Source organism: Desulforhopalus singaporensis, assembly GCF_900104445.1.
Taxonomy (GTDB): domain Bacteria; phylum Desulfobacterota; class Desulfobulbia; order Desulfobulbales; family Desulfocapsaceae; genus Desulforhopalus_A; species Desulforhopalus_A singaporensis.
Genome location: NZ_FNJI01000010.1, coordinates 108,918 through 126,629 on the forward strand (window position 1 = coordinate 108,918; position 17,712 = coordinate 126,629).

11 protein-coding genes are annotated in these 17,712 nt (G+C 50.8%); 4 read left to right on the forward strand and 7 right to left on the reverse strand.

Going from position 1 to position 17,712, the window contains the following annotated elements; translation table 11 throughout:
* Positions 1-41: 41 nt before the first annotated feature.
* The 4 genes from BLQ17_RS08915 to BLQ17_RS08930 form a co-directional block, all read right to left on the reverse strand.
* A complete protein-coding gene (locus BLQ17_RS08915) occupies positions 42-284 on the reverse strand; it encodes a hypothetical protein (protein WP_092221980.1) in 243 nt (80 codons plus the stop codon).
* Complete coding sequence (locus tag BLQ17_RS08920; RefSeq protein WP_092221982.1) at positions 281-2,335, reverse strand: HAD family hydrolase; 2,055 nt, start codon at positions 2,333-2,335, stop codon at positions 281-283. Before BLQ17_RS08920 ends, BLQ17_RS08915 begins: the two co-directional genes overlap by 4 nt.
* 24 nt (positions 2,336-2,359) lie before the next feature.
* Positions 2,360-3,280, reverse strand: a complete 921-nt coding sequence (locus BLQ17_RS08925; RefSeq protein ID WP_176761153.1) for a glycosyltransferase family 2 protein — start codon at positions 3,278-3,280, stop codon at positions 2,360-2,362.
* 273 nt (positions 3,281-3,553) lie between these two features.
* The gene (locus tag BLQ17_RS08930; RefSeq protein ID WP_092221986.1) at positions 3,554-4,219 is read right to left on the reverse strand and encodes a Crp/Fnr family transcriptional regulator; all 666 of its coding nucleotides are present in this window, start codon (positions 4,217-4,219) and stop codon (positions 3,554-3,556) included.
* Between the two features lie 397 nt (positions 4,220-4,616).
* Between BLQ17_RS08930 and dinB the strand changes: the two genes are divergently transcribed.
* Both dinB and sppA read left to right on the forward strand, forming a co-directional pair.
* Entirely contained in the window at positions 4,617-5,702 is a 1,086-nt protein-coding gene (gene dinB, locus BLQ17_RS08935; RefSeq protein WP_092222045.1) for a DNA polymerase IV, read from the forward strand.
* Between the two features lie 169 nt (positions 5,703-5,871).
* On the forward strand, positions 5,872-7,716 hold the full coding sequence (sppA, locus tag BLQ17_RS08940; RefSeq protein ID WP_092221988.1) for a signal peptide peptidase SppA: 1,845 nt from the start codon (positions 5,872-5,874) through the stop codon (positions 7,714-7,716).
* 55 nt (positions 7,717-7,771) lie between these two features.
* On the opposite strand, the gene BLQ17_RS08945 is transcribed toward sppA, so the two are convergent.
* Positions 7,772-10,699, reverse strand: coding sequence for a M16 family metallopeptidase (locus BLQ17_RS08945; RefSeq protein WP_092221990.1), 2,928 nt, complete (start codon positions 10,697-10,699; stop codon positions 7,772-7,774).
* Positions 10,700-11,027: 328 nt separating this feature from the next.
* Between BLQ17_RS08945 and msbA the strand changes: the two genes are divergently transcribed.
* Both msbA and BLQ17_RS08955 read left to right on the forward strand, forming a co-directional pair.
* Complete coding sequence (gene msbA, locus BLQ17_RS08950) at positions 11,028-12,755, forward strand: lipid A export permease/ATP-binding protein MsbA (RefSeq protein ID WP_092221992.1); 1,728 nt, start codon at positions 11,028-11,030, stop codon at positions 12,753-12,755.
* A 36-nt stretch (positions 12,756-12,791) separates the two neighbouring features.
* Positions 12,792-13,982, forward strand: a complete 1,191-nt coding sequence (locus BLQ17_RS08955) for an O-antigen ligase family protein (protein ID WP_092221994.1) — start codon at positions 12,792-12,794, stop codon at positions 13,980-13,982.
* Between the two features lie 80 nt (positions 13,983-14,062).
* Here the strand turns inward: BLQ17_RS08955 and BLQ17_RS08960 are convergent, their stop codons facing one another.
* Together BLQ17_RS08960 and BLQ17_RS08965 are read right to left on the reverse strand one after the other, a co-directional pair.
* Positions 14,063-15,901, reverse strand: a complete 1,839-nt coding sequence (locus BLQ17_RS08960) for a two-component system sensor histidine kinase NtrB (protein ID WP_092221996.1) — start codon at positions 15,899-15,901, stop codon at positions 14,063-14,065.
* Positions 15,885-17,603, reverse strand: a complete 1,719-nt coding sequence (locus BLQ17_RS08965; protein ID WP_092221998.1) for a DUF6909 family protein — start codon at positions 17,601-17,603, stop codon at positions 15,885-15,887. Before BLQ17_RS08965 ends, BLQ17_RS08960 begins: the two co-directional genes overlap by 17 nt.
* Positions 17,604-17,712: the final 109 nt, after the last annotated feature.

Below are 17,712 nucleotides of genomic sequence, written 5' to 3' on the forward strand. Positions count from 1 at the left end.
CCCTGGTCTTTTTGCCGGCAACTGTTGGAACTACGACCGGATCATCGCTTCCTGACTCTGCCGACAATCCGCTTTACGGGACCCAGCCGATGGCCGTATCTGGCGTTGATGTAATAGATCGGGTAGCCGAAGAAATGCAGGAGACCGACAACAACCAGGCACCTGATTCCAGGACCTCCGCGCAAATTACCCACCGGAACGATTTTGCCGAAGGCGGCAAGCTTCATCACCCTTATGATCCCGTTCCCGGTAAGGTCGAATCGACTGTTCTGTACTCTTTTCACTCGTTAATCCTCTCACGCAGGTGGCGGAAAAAAGCTCTTGCACGAATAAAGGGATCGAATTTCAGCTGCAACTGAGACCGGTCCCAGAGCGGGGTAAAACCTTTTGCAAAATCCGCTTTCGGTTTCTTCTGTCCATGGAAATCGTCGAGATGATGCTGGTGCCTTATCTGTGCCACTTCCCGGGCTGCGGGAAACGCCAGCTTGTTCACCAGAACGGAATTGATCCACGGTTTATAATCGGCAAACTCATAGCCCAAGAGAGCCGCTGCGGCTCCGAACCGTTCCGCCGAATCTATTATTCCCTGTTGCAGGGGTGCAAAATAACTGTCTTGCTCCAGCTCCGCCCTGCCTATCTCATCGTCGGTTTTCCGGAAAACCAGTTTATAGCCGTCGCCATCACACTCGTATCCGTTCAGGGTCGGGTGGGGAGCCCTGCACGCTTCTTCAAAGATATCACGGGCGTAAAACAGAGTTGAAGCCGCAAGATCGAACCTGTCCCGATCATAAACCACTCCGGCAATACGGTTTTTTTCTTCAACCGGGTACGGAATTCCGCGGGTTGCCCCGAACAGGTAGCCGAAACATTGCGGAATATCTTCCCTGTGACTTACAGCCTCAAAAAGAAACCTCTGGATCGAACCGAGCCACCCGATATCCACCACGGCAACCTTATCGTGATGGAAAAAACCGATATCTTCGAGGTACCGCTGCAAAGCAAGATTACTGTCTCTGGTCTGCCGTTTCACCTCACCCTGGAATTCGGCATCTTCGAGCATGGTTTCAAAACGTTTTCTGTTCTGCGGATCATAGCCGTCGTGTATATGGCTCAGGCAGGTATCCTCGCCGATGCCGTGTTTGGCGAGGATACCACTAAATTTTTCCGCCTCAAGGCCAAAAATCCTGCAAAGATCACGAAAATCGCGATTGCCGGGGGGGAGAAAGGCGATACTTGCATTTGTCTTGGTGAGTCCCTGAACAGCACATGCCGCAGGGGCCAGCGCCATCCTGCTCACATACAGGTACTCGATATCCGGAACCTTTTTCCCGGCGTAGAGGATGGGGACAGCTTTTTCCCAGTAATTCTTGAAAGTCCACCCTTCACGACTGAGGAAAAAGATCTTCTTGATGTCGTTTTCCAGGCACAACTCGGCAACCCTCTGAACAAAAAGACCGATCAGCGGTCCGATGAAATTGTACCCTTCGACATAAAGAGGCGATCGCCTGGAGTTTTCCTTTTCGTGAGGAGCCATCAGCTGCTGGAGCAGCCTCCCGCGCCAGAACGGCTTGCCGTCACTGTAGTTGTAGTATCTCTTGACAATCGATCTTCTCTGCTCTTCTGCAGGATCGCGAATGATCAGCGATTCGATACCAAACTCCGCCGCCCTCAGTCCGTCCGAGATCGGATTATCACCAATATGGACCCAACTCTGCGGGTCTATGCCAAATTTTTTCGCAACATGGGAAAAAGCCCTCCCGGAGGCCTTTGCCAGGAAAGTATCGGCCGAAGAAACAACGGCGGTTACGTAGCCAGACAGCCCCGCATGCTCGACCAGCTTCTCCAGATGGGTAGCCGGCAGGTACATGTCGGAAATTATATAGATCTCTTTGCCGGCTGTCCAAAGCGTTTCAAGCCACTCCACCAGCTCCAGGCGAGGCACCAGCATGCTGTTTTCCATCTTCAGCTCAAAATCGGTCACCTCACCGAGCAGACCGGGACTGTAGCTGTCGCCGAAAAGTTGTTCAAGCAGTTCGCCCATAAAACGTGGGTAACAAGCCTCGTGATCGTCAAACTGCTGCCCCGTCCGGGCACGGTGGGCGGCCTCTATTTGATCTCTCTGACGCTGCACGCTCTGCCAGCCTACGGAAATCCGCGCCCGTGCTGCCAGCCGGGAGATATATCTTGCTACCGGCAGCTTGACCAGGTCAGGATCATGAATTCTGCGAATAAGCAGGGTGTCGAAAAGATCAAAGGAAAAAACTTTCTTGTGTGCACTTCTGTTCTTTCCCGCACCAATCAGCGAACGTAAGGAATAGTGTGTTTCAAAAGCCATAGATGTAACGAGAGCCTCTTGTTGTTATGAGGGCAGTTTTTTGGCCAGCCACGCCCGCAGACTCATGATCAGTGTTTTTAACGCTGGCCGGACTCCCGGCATGACCGCCGGTTCCAGCTGGGACCTGACGTCATGCAGTTCGTTGCCCAGGTCAATGAGCCTCTGGCCGCCGGTTTCGGCGTAAAGCCGGTCTTGCTGCCCGACCTTGGCCGCCATATATTTACGTATCAGCTGCTGATCCTGCTCGCGGCCTATAATAGCCGCCTCGCCAAGGGTGTTGCCGGGATGAATCCGGTAGTAGAGGAGTTTGTCATCGGCCATGTAGTGCACCGACTCGGGATAGGCCAGCATCATCCTGAAGATGTAGTCGTAGTCGTGCAGATACCTCAGAGAACAGAACTTTCCTACTTTTTCCGCAGCCTCCGCGGTCATGAACAGGTTGGAGGTAGTAACCATGAAATTGCCGTTTAAAAAAGCGGCATAGATGTCGCCCGACTCAAAGTAGCATTTTCTGTTGCCGCTGTGCCACCGGTTCCAGCCGAAATCAGGATCCTGAAAGATCTGTCCATCGTCGGAAATCGGAATCACATCGGTTATTACACATTGGGCCCCCGTTTTTTTCTGGTAAGCCACTATTTTTTCAAACCGGTCCCGGGTATAGACATCGTCGGAATTCAAAATAGCGACGTACTTTCCCCGCACCATCGAGAGACCGCGATTAATAGTGTTGTAGGCGTCCTGATTTTCCTGATGGTAATAGCTCAACCGCCGGTCGCTGTAGCTCTTAACCACCTTGCCGGTATTGTCGGTCGAACCGTCATCTATCACAATGAGCTCTAAATCAGCAATCGTCTGACGCAGGACGCTCTCCACTGCTTCGCCGATAAATTTTTCATGATTGTAAGCCGGAATAATCACCGAGATAAGTGGCGAATCTGGTTTCACCGTTTTTTCCTCCAAATCATCAAAACTACCCATCCAAACGATAACGACTACCCCCTGGTACGGTTTGTTTTCATCTTTTCCTGGGACCGTATTCGAGAGCCTGGAAACCGCTTCTGCACCGACCGGTCTTGATTACTGCGGACACGCCCTACCTAATGAATTAGCGGCATCAAGTCAAGAGTTACTTGTTGTGTCCGGTTTCCCGCAGGTATAAGAGACACGCCGCTTTCCCGCCACACCTGGCTGCCGTGTCAGCATGAGCCTTAACGGTTGTCAGTCTTTGTCCATCAACCCCTCAAGATCAAGCAGGTGGATCTGCCGTCCTTCAACAGCAATAAGCCCCTCTGTACTCATCCTGGAAAAAATTCTCGACAGGGTTTCCGGTATGGTGCCAAGAAGAGATGCGAGCTGACCTTTTGAGATATCAAGTGTAACCGATTCCTCACTGCCCTGCTCTTCACTGAGGTATAAAAGATAACTGGCCAGACGTGCGGGAACCTCTTTTAATGAAAGATTTTCGATCTGGGTTGCGAATCGCCTCAGCCTCATTGATAAAACGGCAAGCATGTTCAAGGCGATGGCGGGATTTCTTTCAACCAGGGCAACGAACTCTTTTCTCGGAAAAAACAACGTACGGCTGTTTTGCAGTGCTTCAGCGGTGGCCGGAAAAGGTTTACCGTGGAAAACGGGAACTTCGCCAAAGGGCTCCCCCGCACCGAAGATGTGGAGGATATGTTCCTTGCCCGAGGGGGATATTTTAAAAATCTTGACCCTGCCTTCGGCCACCATGTAAAAACCGACGCTTATATCTCCTTCAAAAAAAATTGTCTCCCCCCTCTGGTAGGTCTTTTCTATGGCTATTGCCGCAAGCTCATCTATCTGGGAGGACGGCAGTCCGGCAAAGAAGCCGCTGTTTTCAATGGTTGTTTTTTTTGTCATTGCAGGTAAACGAAATAGTAGTTTATACCGGAAGCAGTCATCTTTTTATTGCTCAATGAGCCGCACTCATGGTCATATAATCTCAGCCGACAGCAAAGCTTGTCTGACACTGTCAACTCCGCATATCACGACAACACCGGAGGCGCAATTTCAGTAACTTTTCAGACGCCAACAAAAATTCTTTGTCTGAACAGACTGTTACATGACACAAGAAAGAAACATTATACTTATTTTTTATCTTTTTTACACGCACTTCCTGAAAAAGTGGCCGGACAGAAATAATCAGGACCAGAACCTCACCGCAGACCATGAGCCCGAACCGCAAAATAATCCATATCGACATGGATGCCTTCTATGCCAGCGTGGAACAAAGAGAACCAGAACCTCACCGCAGGCCATGAGCCCGAACCGCAAAATAATCCATATCGACATGGATGCCTTCTATGCCAGCGTGGAACAAAGAGACACGCCGGCATACCGCGGCAAACCGGTTATCGTCGGCGGAAACCCACATTCAAGAGGAGTTGTCGCCGCCTGTTCGTATGAAGCCAGATCCTTCGGGGTCCATTCGGCCATGCCGTGCCGGAAGGCGGCAACGCTCTGTCCCCATGCTGTTTTTGTAAGACCGAGAATGGATCGTTACAAGGAGGTGTCGAACCAGGTGATGGATATTTTCCGAGAATACACCGACCTGGTGGAACCGCTCTCCCTTGATGAAGCGTTCCTCGATGTCACCGACAACCCATATCACGATTCAGCAACCTTGATTGCCCGCCGGATCCGGCAGCAGATCCGGGAAAAACTCAACCTTACCGCTTCAGCCGGTGTCTCCTGTAATAAATTTCTTGCCAAAGTGGCATCGGAGATCAACAAACCGGACGGTATAGCGACGATTCCCCCGGAGCAAGCCATAGCATTTATCAACACCCTGCCTGTTGGTAAATTTTTCGGGGTCGGCAGGGTAACGGAACAGAAAATGGTCAAGCTCGGCATAAAAACCGGGGAAGACCTGGCCAAAAGATCCCGGGATTCCCTTATTTTCCACTTTGGCAAGGCCGGCAGCTTTTTTTATGATATCGCACGGGGCAAAGATACAAGGCGGGTAGAACCCAGCCGCCAGAGAAAGTCACTGGGCAGCGAGACAACGCTGTCAAGCGATACCAGCGACCTCTCTGAAATTTCAACCATTCTTGGGGACCTCTCGGAAAAACTGGTCCGGGCCATGGACACCAAGCATACCTGCGGCTGCACCCTCACCCTGAAGGTTCGGTACGACAATTTTGAAACGATAACCAGAAGTGTTACGGTGCCCAGGCCGATACAGGGGCGGGATGAAATCGATCACCTGCTGCCTCGTCTTCTCCATGCCACCCAGGCCGGAACCAGGAAAGTGAGACTGCTCGGCCTGACCCTTTCAAAACTTACCGGCCCAAAAAAGGTGCCGGTACAGCTCTATCTCCCATTCATGGACAGATATCGATAAAATCCCGAAAAAACAAACCGTTAAAACAAACATTAAGGAACCGCAGGTTCATCACCATCTTGATATACAAATTATTATTGTAAAAAATACTTGAGCGGGATGCCCCTGACAGATACCATCAGTTACAAAAGAGTCATGAACCCATCAAAAACAACACCCGGAAAAATCAATGAAAAACCTGCTTTTGGCCATAATAAACGTTCTTCGCTATATCGGAAGATTCTTCACATTTATCAGGAACAGCATTCTCAATATTCTGTTTTTTCTTTTACTGCTCGTGATCATCGTACCCTTTTTGCCCGTTGATTATTCCTACTCTCCCCGCCCGGGAGTTCCCGCCGACTCCATTGTTCGGCTGGACATTTCAGGGGATCTTGTCGAGCAGAAAAGCATTATCAGCTCTTTTGAAAAATTATTTACCACTTCGCTTTTTGGTTCCCCTCAGAACAATCCGCAGACATCCATGCAGGAGATCCTCGACATTATCAAGAATGCCGAAAAAGACGACAGTATCGCAGCCATACTCCTTAACCTGCGGAATATGGGCACAGCCGGCCTTGGCCAGCTGGAAACCATAGGAGCGGCGCTTACCGAATTCAGAAAGCAGGGCAAGCTCGTTATCGTAGCGGATAACCTCTATACCCAATCTCGATATTTTCTTGCCTCCTTTGCCGACACCATCGTAATAAACCCAATGGGGGCGGTAGACATACACGGAATGGGCGTATATCGTCTCTATTTCAAGGACGTTATCGACAAGCTGAAAATTAACTACAACGTATTCAAGGTCGGTTCCTACAAATCCGCCCTGGAACCGTTTACCAGGACAGACATGTCCGAAGAGGACAGAGCCCAGAACAGACTCTGGCTTAGCCAGCTGTGGAACCGGTACAAAGCGACCGTTGCCGACAACCGTAAGCTGGACAGCAAAGTGATCGACAGCTACACCAGCAATATATCAGAGCTAATCAGCGCAACCCATGGCGACACCGCTCAACTTGCCCTTAACCTCGGCCTGATCGATCATATCTGGAACCAGGCTGAGCTTACCAGCTACCTTGCGACAATCTCGCAAACGGACAAAGACCACCTTCGCCTGGTTCCCGGTTCATCATACATGGAACACATTACCCCTTCTTTTCACGATAAACCACCGACCGGATCGATCGGCCTTATAATCGCCGAGGGCAAAATCGTACCCGGCAAACAGCCTGCCGGGATTATCGGCAGCCAGTCCCTGGTCGAGCTGCTGCAGAGCGCCCGCAAAGACGACCGGATCAAAGGGCTGGTGTTGCGTATAAATTCAAGCGGAGGCTCAGCCTTCGCCTCTGAGGTTATCCGCCAGGAAATTCTCCAGTTCAAAAAAAGCGGCAAACCGATCGTGGTTTCCATGGGTTCCATAGCAGCTTCTGGAGGCTATTGGATTGCCGCTGAGGCGGATTCGATCTGGGCTTACTCCACCACGCTCACCGGGTCGATAGGTATTTTCGGGGCGATTCCTACATTTGAAAACAGTCTTTCGGCCCTGGGAATATACAGCGACGGGGTCGGTACCACTCCGCTTGCCGCCGGGCTGAATCTCACCCGGCCTCTCTCCCCCGCCCTTGGCCGGGTAATTCAGAACACCGTCGAATACAACTATTCGATGTTTTTGCAAATAGTGGCCAAAGGCAGGAACATCTCTTCCAGAAAAGTTGCGGACCTGGCCCAAGGCCGGGTATACGACGGTGTCACCGCGAAAAAGCTGGGACTAGTCGACAACATCGGTACGCTCGACGACGCTCTTGAAGCGGCGGCGGCAATGGCAGGACTGGCGCAAACCTCGGTTACCATCATTGAGCCGACCAGATCATTGAAGCAACAGCTGATACAGCTGCTTTCATCACAAGAAGACGAATTCGATTCAATGGCTCCCGTGGTGAAGCACAAACTGGATCAGGTCCTGGAAACCATGTTGCTGATGGACGATCCCCAGGGTGTTTATGCCAATTGTTTTATAGATCCCCGACTGTAACAGCAAGCAGACCGTGATCAGGATCGGCCGAAAAGGGCTTCCTGCGCTTGTTTAGTCACTGTTGCTCGACGTCATCCTCTTCCCCGGGGAGGATGACCGCAACCGCAGCCTGACCTTTTAGAAAAGAAGCTCCGGCAAGCTCTGTCAACTCGCCTGCGGTGACACTCTTTAAATCGTCAACCATTCCAGGCGGCCACCGCAGCTGCTCCCTGTCCCTGCTTGACTTGGCCAGCACCCTGTCAAGCCAGTAGTCGTTTTTCTGCTGGTATTCCTGCGCGGCAGTCAGAAAAGGTTTTTTTACCAGGCCCACTTCCTCGTCGGTGATGGTATTTTCAACAAGATTTTCAGCAAGCTCCAGCACCACTTTCCTTACTTTTTCAACCTTGTCGCGTTCGGTAACTATTCTCGCCAGTATATATCCGTAACCGGGAAACAGCTTCCTTGAGTAACTCAACGCCCTGGGAGAATAACTTGCCCCCAGCTCCTCCCGGACAACCTCGCGCAGTTTTTCCTCAAAAACCTGCGCCAGAAGAGTCAGGCGCCTTGAACGCTCGACGCTCCATGGTTGCCGGGCGGTGGGCCAGGCGACGAGGACAAGCGCCTTATCCTCACCTGTGGCTACGGTGCGGGTAAAAGTCTTTCCCGCCGGAAACACCGGCTCAACCGGTTCTGGTTGCCTGGAGTCGGCAACCGTTACTCCGCCAAAGTATTTCCTTGTGATTTTCCCTACAACATCTTTGTCTATATCACCGACCACGGAAATCTCCATCGCCTCGACCTGGCCTGAATAATTCAGGGCGACGACGTCCTTGACCCAGTCCCGAACCTCTCCAAACCCGATCTTCTGCACAGCGGACCAGGGAGGCAACCCGAAAAGCGGATTGTCGCCTGAGAGGAACTTGTCCACATAAAGCGATACGGCACCTTCAATTTCGTAACCAAGTTTTTTGTACATCAACGAAAAATTCTTTTTCGCATCCCGATAGGGAACTTCCCGGCAACCCGGGTCATAGACCAGGGTATGCAGAAGCTGGACAAGATTCTCAAAATCGGAGGAAAGACTCGTCCCCTGCCAGGCAAACGAGGTGGGCGAAATATCAAACCCGTAGCGGACGCTGGTGTCGCCTACGATGGCCTGCAGATCGGAGGCTGTCAGCGCCCCACTGCCCGAACCGTTTACCACCGCTTTGGTCAAAAGCGACAATCCCGGCTGGTTGGCCGCCAGCTCACCGTACCCGTAATTTATTACCATCCTTACCGTATTTTTTTCAAAATCGGTTTTTTTGAAATTGACGACCAGACCGCCGGGAAAGGTAAAGCTCGTTACATCGATATCCTGATAATAGTTCTTCTCCACCGTTCCCGGCAGATTCTCTGCAGGCTGCAGATAGGGATATTTTTTCTCACCAGCCACCTGTTCACTCTCAAGCTCTCCGCCCAGAGCCTTCAGGTAGACAGCCTCAATCTCCTGGCGGGCGTCATCGCCTAGAACCACATCACCTTTAATGGATATTATCCGTTTGTCATGATTCCATACCTCGAGGAAGGCGGCCGTCACCTCGTCCGCGGTTATCTGCGACATCAGCGAACCGTACAGTTTTCTTTCCTGGCCCGGAGACATATACACTTTTTTATCACTTACGTGGTTTACTATGGTTCTTGCGAGAAATCTCGAATCCGTCGATTTCTCGGTCTGTACCCTGCGATCAAGCTCGGCAATCAGCTCTCTTTTGGCCCTGTCAACCTCCTTTTCCAGGAATCCGTAAACTTCGATACGGCGAAGCTGGGTCACCAGAGAGTTGAGGGTTTTCTGCCAGTTTCGCTTATCGGTGCGGGCGGTGAAACCGCCATACCCGATTTCGTCAAAAATCTTGCCGGACCCGTAGTCCACCGACACATACGGCTGTACCCGCTCCTCGCTAAGACGCTTCAGCCGATAGCCGACTATCTGCTGCCCCAGATACTCGTTGAGTTCTTGTCTCTCCAGCGCCACCCGGTCCTGTTTAAATGAAGTATCCCACAAGCTTTTCAGCGATACCGTAGTTGCTCCAAGCGCCGGATCATGGTAGTAGAAATAGTCCTGCCGATTTTCGGCAAGATCACCGAAATCGGGGCAGGCAGGCGGACTGTCATACCCTTTGAAATCACCGAAAGCTGTCCTGACAAGTTGCCCGGCAAGCTCAGTTTCAAAGTCGCCCACCCCGACCAGGGTCATGTTTTCCGGACGGTACCAGCCATGGTAAAACTTCTTTATCTCCTTTGCGGTAATTTTCTCCAGCACCTCCCGCTTACCGATGACCATACGGTCAGGATATCTGGTGCCACGATAAATTTGGCCGATTTCGGCAACATATGCCTTGTAGTCGGCGCTGTTCCTCTCACTCTTTTCCGCCAGCACCACTCCCCTCTCCTTGTCTATTTCAGAGTCAAGGAGCAGGGCGCCGTAGGCATAATCGCCAAGAATTCGCAGCCCTTCCTCTAGATTCTTCTTTGACCCGGATGGCAGGACAAGATAGAAAACGGTTTGGTCAAAACTGGTAAACGCATTGGTATCACTACCAAAATTCATCCCCAACGACTGAAAGTGATTAACCAGGCTGCCGGGCGGAAAGTTGGTTGATCCATTAAAAACAAGATGCTCGAGAAAATGGGCCACTCCTTGCTGATTCTCGGTTTCGTTGAGCGATCCGGCGCGAATATGAAGAAAAAGCGCAACCCGCTCTCTTGGTTCTTCATTATGTTTGAGGATAACGCGAAAACCATTGTCAAGCACATCTCGATACAGGGTCGGGTCGGGAGCGAGGTCACTGTTTTCATAGGGCCATTTATCGACCTGACATGGTCTGTTCTGCGCTGCGCCACTATATCCTCCGGTCATGAGTAAGGCTGCGACCAAAACTGCTACGCCGAAAAACAGTCTGCCGATGTCACCGGCAACTGTCGATTCTCCCTTTATTTTTTTAAAGACTGATGCAGGGTTCATATTTCACCGAATGTTTTCAATCATTTTCTGCTCGTTTTTTCCTTGCTCCTTTTCCGCAACCGCCGAGGCTCAAAAGTTTGCAGCGGTGTCCACATCCCAACTACTGCCATGGTCAGCAATTATGGTCTATCGCTGATGACACAAAAAAACAGTCAACAAGAACAGATAGATATATTTTCTTTTGATACCGGTCAATTTCTTCTTACCTAATTACGGCTCCTGTATTACTATTGGTCCCTCGTATGAGCCGGACTCTTTTTAAAGCGGCGATCTCTGACAACACCCGAGAGCCGCCGCCGCTTATTTATACCAATAATCAACAATAGTCATGACGAACAAAGAAATCCTGAAAAGACTTTACGAAGTGATCGAACCCTACCAGAATAAGCTGATTTTCGCTATGTTCCTGATGGTTTGCGAGGCAGTATTCACTGGTGCGCAAGCCTTTCTTGTCAAAGACATACTGGACAAGATCTTCATGGAGAAAAACGTCTTCTACCTGAAACTGCTTCCTCTGGTGGTGGTCGCAGTCTTTTTTTTCAAGAGCATTACCTATTACCTGCACGCCATTCTCCTTGAGCACGTCGGCCAATCGGTAATCCGCGAGTTCAGAATCCAGATCTTCAACCACATCCATCGGCAGTCTCTTGAATTTTTCAATTCGACCGCAACCGGAACCCTGATGTCCAGAATCATCTCCGACGTGGCACTGCTTCAGCAGGCCGTTTCAAGATCCCTGGTTTCGGTGGTACGTGATTTTTTTCAGGTCATAATCATGCTTGGCGTAGTCTTTTACATGAATTGGCGCCTGGCAATGATCACTTTCGTAATCCTGCCGATCGCCGCCTTTCCCATCGTGCGGTTCGGCCGTCTGTTCCGCAGACTCAGCACCAAGACGCAGGAGGAAACCGCCTTTGTATCCAATATCCTGCATGAAACCATCACCGGCAGCAGAATCGTCAAAGCCTTTTCCAAGGAAAAATACGAAGGTGACAGATTCTCAAGACAGGTTCACAGCCTGTTTTCCCTTACCATGAAGGATGCGAAGTACCGGTGCCTCCAACATCCGCTGATGGAGCTTATCGGCGGCGTCTCGATTGCCATGATAATCTGGTTTGGAGGAATAGAGGTGATCAAGGGAACGGCGACTCCCGGCACTTTCTTCGCCTTTCTGACAGCCCTTATTGCCGCGTATAAGCCACTCAAGGGGGTAACCAGCGTCAACTCGACGATCCAACAGGGGATGGCCGCAGCCTCGCGGGTTTTTCACCTGCTGGATATCGAACCGGAAATTGCCGACAAACCGGGAGCCAGACCTCTGCCCAGATTCACCACATCCATAGAGTTCAACAACATCAGTTATGAGTACAACGACGAAACTCAAGTGCTAAAGAACATAAACCTGACCGTTCCCGCGGGGCAAGCACTGGCGATAGTCGGTCCCAGCGGTGGCGGCAAAACCACGCTGACCAACCTCATCCCCCGCTTTCTCGACCTCAAGGATGGCGCCATTCTCATCGACCATAACGATATCAGGGATGTCACCATTGCATCTCTAAGAAAACAGATCGCCATGGTGACCCAACAGACCATCCTGTTCAACGATACGGTGAGAAACAATATAGCGTACGGGGACCAGGATGCTTCGGAAGAACTTATCATAGAGGCGGCAAAAGCTGCGCATGCCTACGATTTTATCAAAGCACTGCCGCAGGGACTGGATACAATCATCGGTGAAGGCGGCGCCCGCTTGTCCGGTGGCGAAAAACAGAGAGTATCCATTGCCAGGGCGATACTGAAAGACGCGCCGATTCTTATCCTTGATGAAGCGACCTCCGCTCTCGATACCGAGTCGGAAAGGGAAGTGCAGAAAGCGCTTGAAAACCTGATGAAGAATCGTACAACGTTTGTTATCGCCCACCGCCTTTCAACGATCAAGAACGCCGACCGGATTATTGTTTTAAAGAACGGTAAAATAGTTGAACAAGGCACCCATTCCGCTCTTATGGAAAAAAGAGGGGAATACGAACAGCTCTACAGGATGCAGTACAGATGATCGCAGTTCCTGTGTCCACAGCCACTTAAATATCCTATGGAAGTTAGATCAAAAATCAAACAGTTCAGCCTCAAGGCACCGCTATTTTTTGTCGTTATCTGCTGTTTCTTCATCCCGCTCTCATCCGCCCTGATGAACGTTTCGGCATTGCTGATGCTTTTTTTCTGGATTATTACCGGCGGGTTCAGGACCCGGATACCCCTCTCTTTCAAGACCTTTATCGGGGTTGTCGCCTTTTTGTTGTTTCTGCTTTTTTCCATCGCCGTCTATTACAGTCCCGTTCCTCTGGAAGAGAGTCTTGCGGTCCTGAAAAAATACCGGGAGCTGTTCTATATCACCATGCTCATTGTCCTGCTCCACAGCAGAGCATCCGTCGCCCGGAAGGCGGAAATCTCCTTCGCCCTTGGATGCACGGTGTTGCTTGGCATCTCCTACGCCATGTATTTTTCCCTTATACCAACAGATAAATACGGATATTCAACACTTTACCACATAACTCACAGCTTTTTCATGGCCTTTTTCGGCTTCTGGTGCCTGCAGAAAATAATGTTCAGAAAACGTTTTCTGGTGGTGTGGGCGGGATTTTTTATAGCGACCGTATTCAACCTTTTCTACATTGCTCCCGGCAGAACCGGAATGCTCGTTTTCTGCGCGTTGCTGATACTCGCTCTGTTTCAGCATCTCAGCTGGAAAAAATCTCTTTCAGCGGTGATTGCTGTTGCTGTTCTTATGACGGCTGTTTTCTTTACATCGGATAATTTCTCGACCCGGGTGAAAGAAGCTGTAAGCGAGGTCCGCAACTATCACGCCACCTCTTCGAGAACCTCGCTCGGGATGCGGTTCGACTGGTGGTACAACAGTATCGAGCTTATCCGTACCAAGCCTCTGCTGGGTTACGGAACCGGATCTTTTGCAGCAGTGCAGGGCGAACTCATCGAAAACGAACACACCAGGACCAAAGCCAGCGACAACCCGCATAACGAGTACCTGTTTATTGGTGTCCAGACGGGTCTGGTCGGGCTGGCCCTTTTCCTGCTCCTGCTTGCATCCCTTTTCGTCTATTCGGCAAAGCTGCCACCTGAAAAAAGGTCACTGCTCCAGGGAGTTGTCACGGCGATAGCGGTCGGGTGTCTGATGAACTCTTTTCTGTTCGATACCCATGAGGGACACTTTTTCGCGGTCATTTCCGCGGTACTGTGCAGTTTTGATTCTTCCTCTTCGGCCTGATTGTATTGATAACCGAGCGACCGCGTACCGGAAAAGAATCGTCCTCTCCCCATCTGTTCCGGGGGAGAAATGGGGTGACACTACACCTCGCTTTCCGGCAAAGAGACAGTAACTTCGGTATAACACCCTTGCTCGCTGGCAATCTCAAGCGCCCCACCGTGTTCTTCAATTATCTTCGCCGACAGCGACAGTCCAAGCCCGGTCCCCCTGCTTTTGGTGGTGAAATAGGGGTCGAGAACCCTTGGCAGGTTTTCCGCCTTGATCCCGGTGCCGTTGTCCCGGATGATGATCTTCTGCATCCTGGCGTGCTGGGCAAGTGATACCGACAGGAGACCATTGTCTCTGGCTTCCAGGGCCTGCATGGAGTTAATCATAAGATTGAGCAGTACCTGGCTCAGTTTGTCCCGGTCAGCTAAAACCGGCTGCAGAGTTGCCCCAAGATCTTTTTCAATAACAATGTTCAGGGGTGCTGCATCAACAGCAACCAGTTCAAGTGATTTCTCTATCAGATCCCTGAGCACTACCGGCTCCTTTTGCAGTTGCGCAGGTTTTGCATAATCGAGCAACTCTCCTATGCTCCTGTTTAAGCGTTCAACCTCTCTGATCAGGGTCTGTGAGGTCACCTGCCGGTCGAGGTCGCCATCTTCTGTCGAGTCGCCGGAGTGCAGCAACAGGGCCAGCCCCTTGATTGAGCTGAGCGGATTACGCAGTTCGTGGGCAACTCCGGCCGCCATTTTGCCGATTGCTGCAAGACGTTCGTTTCGCCGGAGTTCCTTTTCGAGAAACTTGATTTCGGTAAGGTCCCTTAGCAGCAACACCTCCCCGGCATAATTACCCTGGCCGTCAACCACCGATCGTGCGCTCACGTGCAGATCCTTGCTCTGTTTACCTGTAAAACCAAGAACCACCTCCCGGTCGACCCTGTAGCTGCCGTTAACTTTTTGGTCCAGTGACAGTCCGAGGATTTCCCAGGGCAGGACGTCTTTTTCCTGTTTGCCGATAAGGTCGGCTTCTTCCAGTTCGAGAATTTCACAGGCGGCCCGGTTACACCTCTTTATCACTGCCTCCCTGTCAAGGGCCAAAAGGCCAACAGGAAGGGAAGAAACCACGCTTTCGATAAAAGCCTGCTCGCTGCCGAGTTTTCTTTCGGTTCCCTTAAGACCTCTCAGGGTAAAAAACGACAAGGTACCGCCAAACCCTACCAGCAGGATGACCACCAACTGGATGACGATCTGCAGAAATTGCTTGGTCAACGGAGCGTTGAACTGCTCAAAATCCAGCTGAACAACAATCTTCGGCTCCAACCCGGCAACTCTTCTGAGTTCATTGCGCATCTGCTGAAACCGTTGTTGATGGGGCATATGTCGCCCATATCCCCGTAATCCCATGAGCCCCATAAGCCCTCCCCCCTGTCCGCCCCTCTCGTCAGGCGGCGGTTGCAGATGCCGGGATACAAACAGAAATTTTTTTCGGTTATCTTCCCCTTCAACCACACGGGAAAGCCACATCCTGCCGGTCTCCTTCTCCAGGAGAGCGGCGACGGAGGAAACAGCATGATCTATCTGTTGTGTTGAAAACTCATCTTTTTTGCTCTGTGCAACGACATTGTTATTGGCATCGACAACAGCGACAAAATCAACCCCCGGCTGCTCGACAGCAAGGGAAAGTGCGCTCTTCAGATGGGTATCCCACGGTATCCACTCCCCGGATCCTTGCATATTGCTGCGCAGCGATTCACGAACGGAGCTGTTTATAAAATGGATCAATGTGAGCCCTTTCTGCTCCAGGGTCCCGATTATCAGGTTCTTTTCCCTCTGATAATTACTTACCGCAAAAAATGCGAGCAGCATGAGGAGCAACAGACATGCCGCCCCCAACAGCCAGGGGGAAAACTCTAAAAGTCTATTGCGGCTCTTCACTTTTCTGCTCCGCCCCCCCAATGCTGGTTATTTTTTCCAGAATGATTTTGGAAATCATATAGGTTGGCACCACGCCTTCATCTCCCATGGGTCCGGAAGCGAGGGTCTGCCCGCTGAGCATCGGATTGTCAGAGGCATAATAGGCATACAGGGTTTTTATATCGGCCTGGATATGGCCGCGTATTATGGCTCCGGAAATAGCCTTCTGATAATGTCCTCCCTCCATCTCCAGTCCAACTGCTTTCCAGCTTGAGGAGTAGAACCGTTCCAGCACATCCCGGTTTTGCAGTGATGTACCGAGAACGGTCAGCATCGGTCCCTTATAAACGGTAACGATTCCGGGGAAGTCTTCACTCTTGAGATAGTTATCGACAATATAATTATTGGCGGTACCCTCAAGTACGTGTGCGGTGGCAAGCATAATATCGCCTTTCTGTCCTGGCAATACTCCCGCTTTACCCATGATCGATATAGACGCTATCTGCAGCGTTTTTATCTGTCCTTCAACCTCAACCGGATTCAATAGCTCGTCCATTATTTCATAGGCCTGATTACCGAAAGCGTAGTCCATGACGACAACCAACGGTTTTTGCTTTCCGATAGCGTGATAATCGAGCGTAAGAGCCGGATGCACCCACGACTCGTCGATAGTGGCCAGGTCTATGATATTTGCATCAATGTTGGATCCGGATTTGTCTTCGACAAATACAAACCCGTGCTGCTTGGCGAAGTTTCTGATCTCATATTCCTTATCCCGAACCTTTCTGACCATATCATAGATATCGTCGGGAATATCTTCATTTATCCCCGCCAGGGTGCCCGCGCCGTAGAGCAGGTTTCTGATCGAATGCATGTTGGCGCTTATAATATGAACCGGCCTGTCGTAAACTCCAGCATCGAGCAGACGATCTTTCAATGATTTGGCCCAGATTGACGCGTATTTCTGATGATCGATCATGTCAAGCAGAGAGGGAGTGAAGTAGACGGTCAACTCATTTTTTTCAGACAGCCGCTCGGCCATCACCCTCTTGCCGACGCCATACACTATATGAAAAAGTCCGGAATTCGTTCCATGCTGGACCCTGCCATTTTCCAGATAATCGTATGTCTCCCGTGTTTCTTTATAGGTTCGCCCCAGGATAATTGACAGATTCCAGATGGCCTGCTCCAGCTTTTCCCCTTCCTCTATCACCTCGGAGGTAGTGACAAGTCTTTCGAGTTCGGCCCATTCCGAGCTCACCCCTTCGGTGCGGTGACAGATCTGGCTGTGGATTTTGTACGCCTCGATATTCAGAAAGGTGATATGGGTGAGAATATCGTAGATCTCGCTTTTCCCTCTGGTAACTACAAAACAGATCTCCTGGTCAGATACGGCAAAAGAGATCCTGCGCCTTTTCAGGGGCATGATTTTTTCAAAAGAGGTGTCGTGGAAATCTTCCTGGGCGGTAAGAATGATACGTTTGCAATTTTCTATTCCCCTGGGCATCCTGTCGATCACATATTCCAGTCCTTTCAGCTCGACAATCCTGTCGTCTGTCATCGACCCGTAAATCTCCGGACTCAGCTGTCTCAACGCATCGGACAGCTTTTGCCCCACCTTGCCCAACGGTCTGTACGACCCCTGCAGCACAACCGAGTCGGCCAGAGTTTTGAAGGTCCTGATGGCGTGACGAGCTTTCTGGGATTTTGAAAGTTGTTGCATTGTTGCTCCTTTGACAAACTATCTTCGGTGCACTCCGCTACCTTTTTGGGCGTATCGGCAGGAGGTGGCGCAGCGCTTATATGTTGCAGCTAACGGAAATAGGTACTGA

Excerpts from the sequence above, each read along its gene's own strand:
- BLQ17_RS08930 (WP_092221986.1), bottom strand. The coding sequence starts at position 4,219 with ATGACAAAAAAAACAACCATTGAAAACAGCGGCTTCTTTGCCGGACTG.
- BLQ17_RS08945 (WP_092221990.1), bottom strand. The coding sequence starts at position 10,699 with ATGAACCCTGCATCAGTCTTTAAAAAAATAAAGGGAGAATCGACAGTT.
- sppA (WP_092221988.1), top strand. The coding sequence starts at position 5,872 with ATGAAAAACCTGCTTTTGGCCATAATAAACGTTCTTCGCTATATCGGA.
- dinB (WP_092222045.1), top strand. The coding sequence starts at position 4,617 with ATGAGCCCGAACCGCAAAATAATCCATATCGACATGGATGCCTTCTAT.
- BLQ17_RS08920 (WP_092221982.1), bottom strand. The coding sequence starts at position 2,335 with ATGGCTTTTGAAACACACTATTCCTTACGTTCGCTGATTGGTGCGGGA.
- BLQ17_RS08955 (WP_092221994.1), top strand. The coding sequence starts at position 12,792 with ATGGAAGTTAGATCAAAAATCAAACAGTTCAGCCTCAAGGCACCGCTA.
- msbA (WP_092221992.1), top strand. The coding sequence starts at position 11,028 with ATGACGAACAAAGAAATCCTGAAAAGACTTTACGAAGTGATCGAACCC.
- BLQ17_RS08965 (WP_092221998.1), bottom strand. The coding sequence starts at position 17,603 with ATGCAACAACTTTCAAAATCCCAGAAAGCTCGTCACGCCATCAGGACC.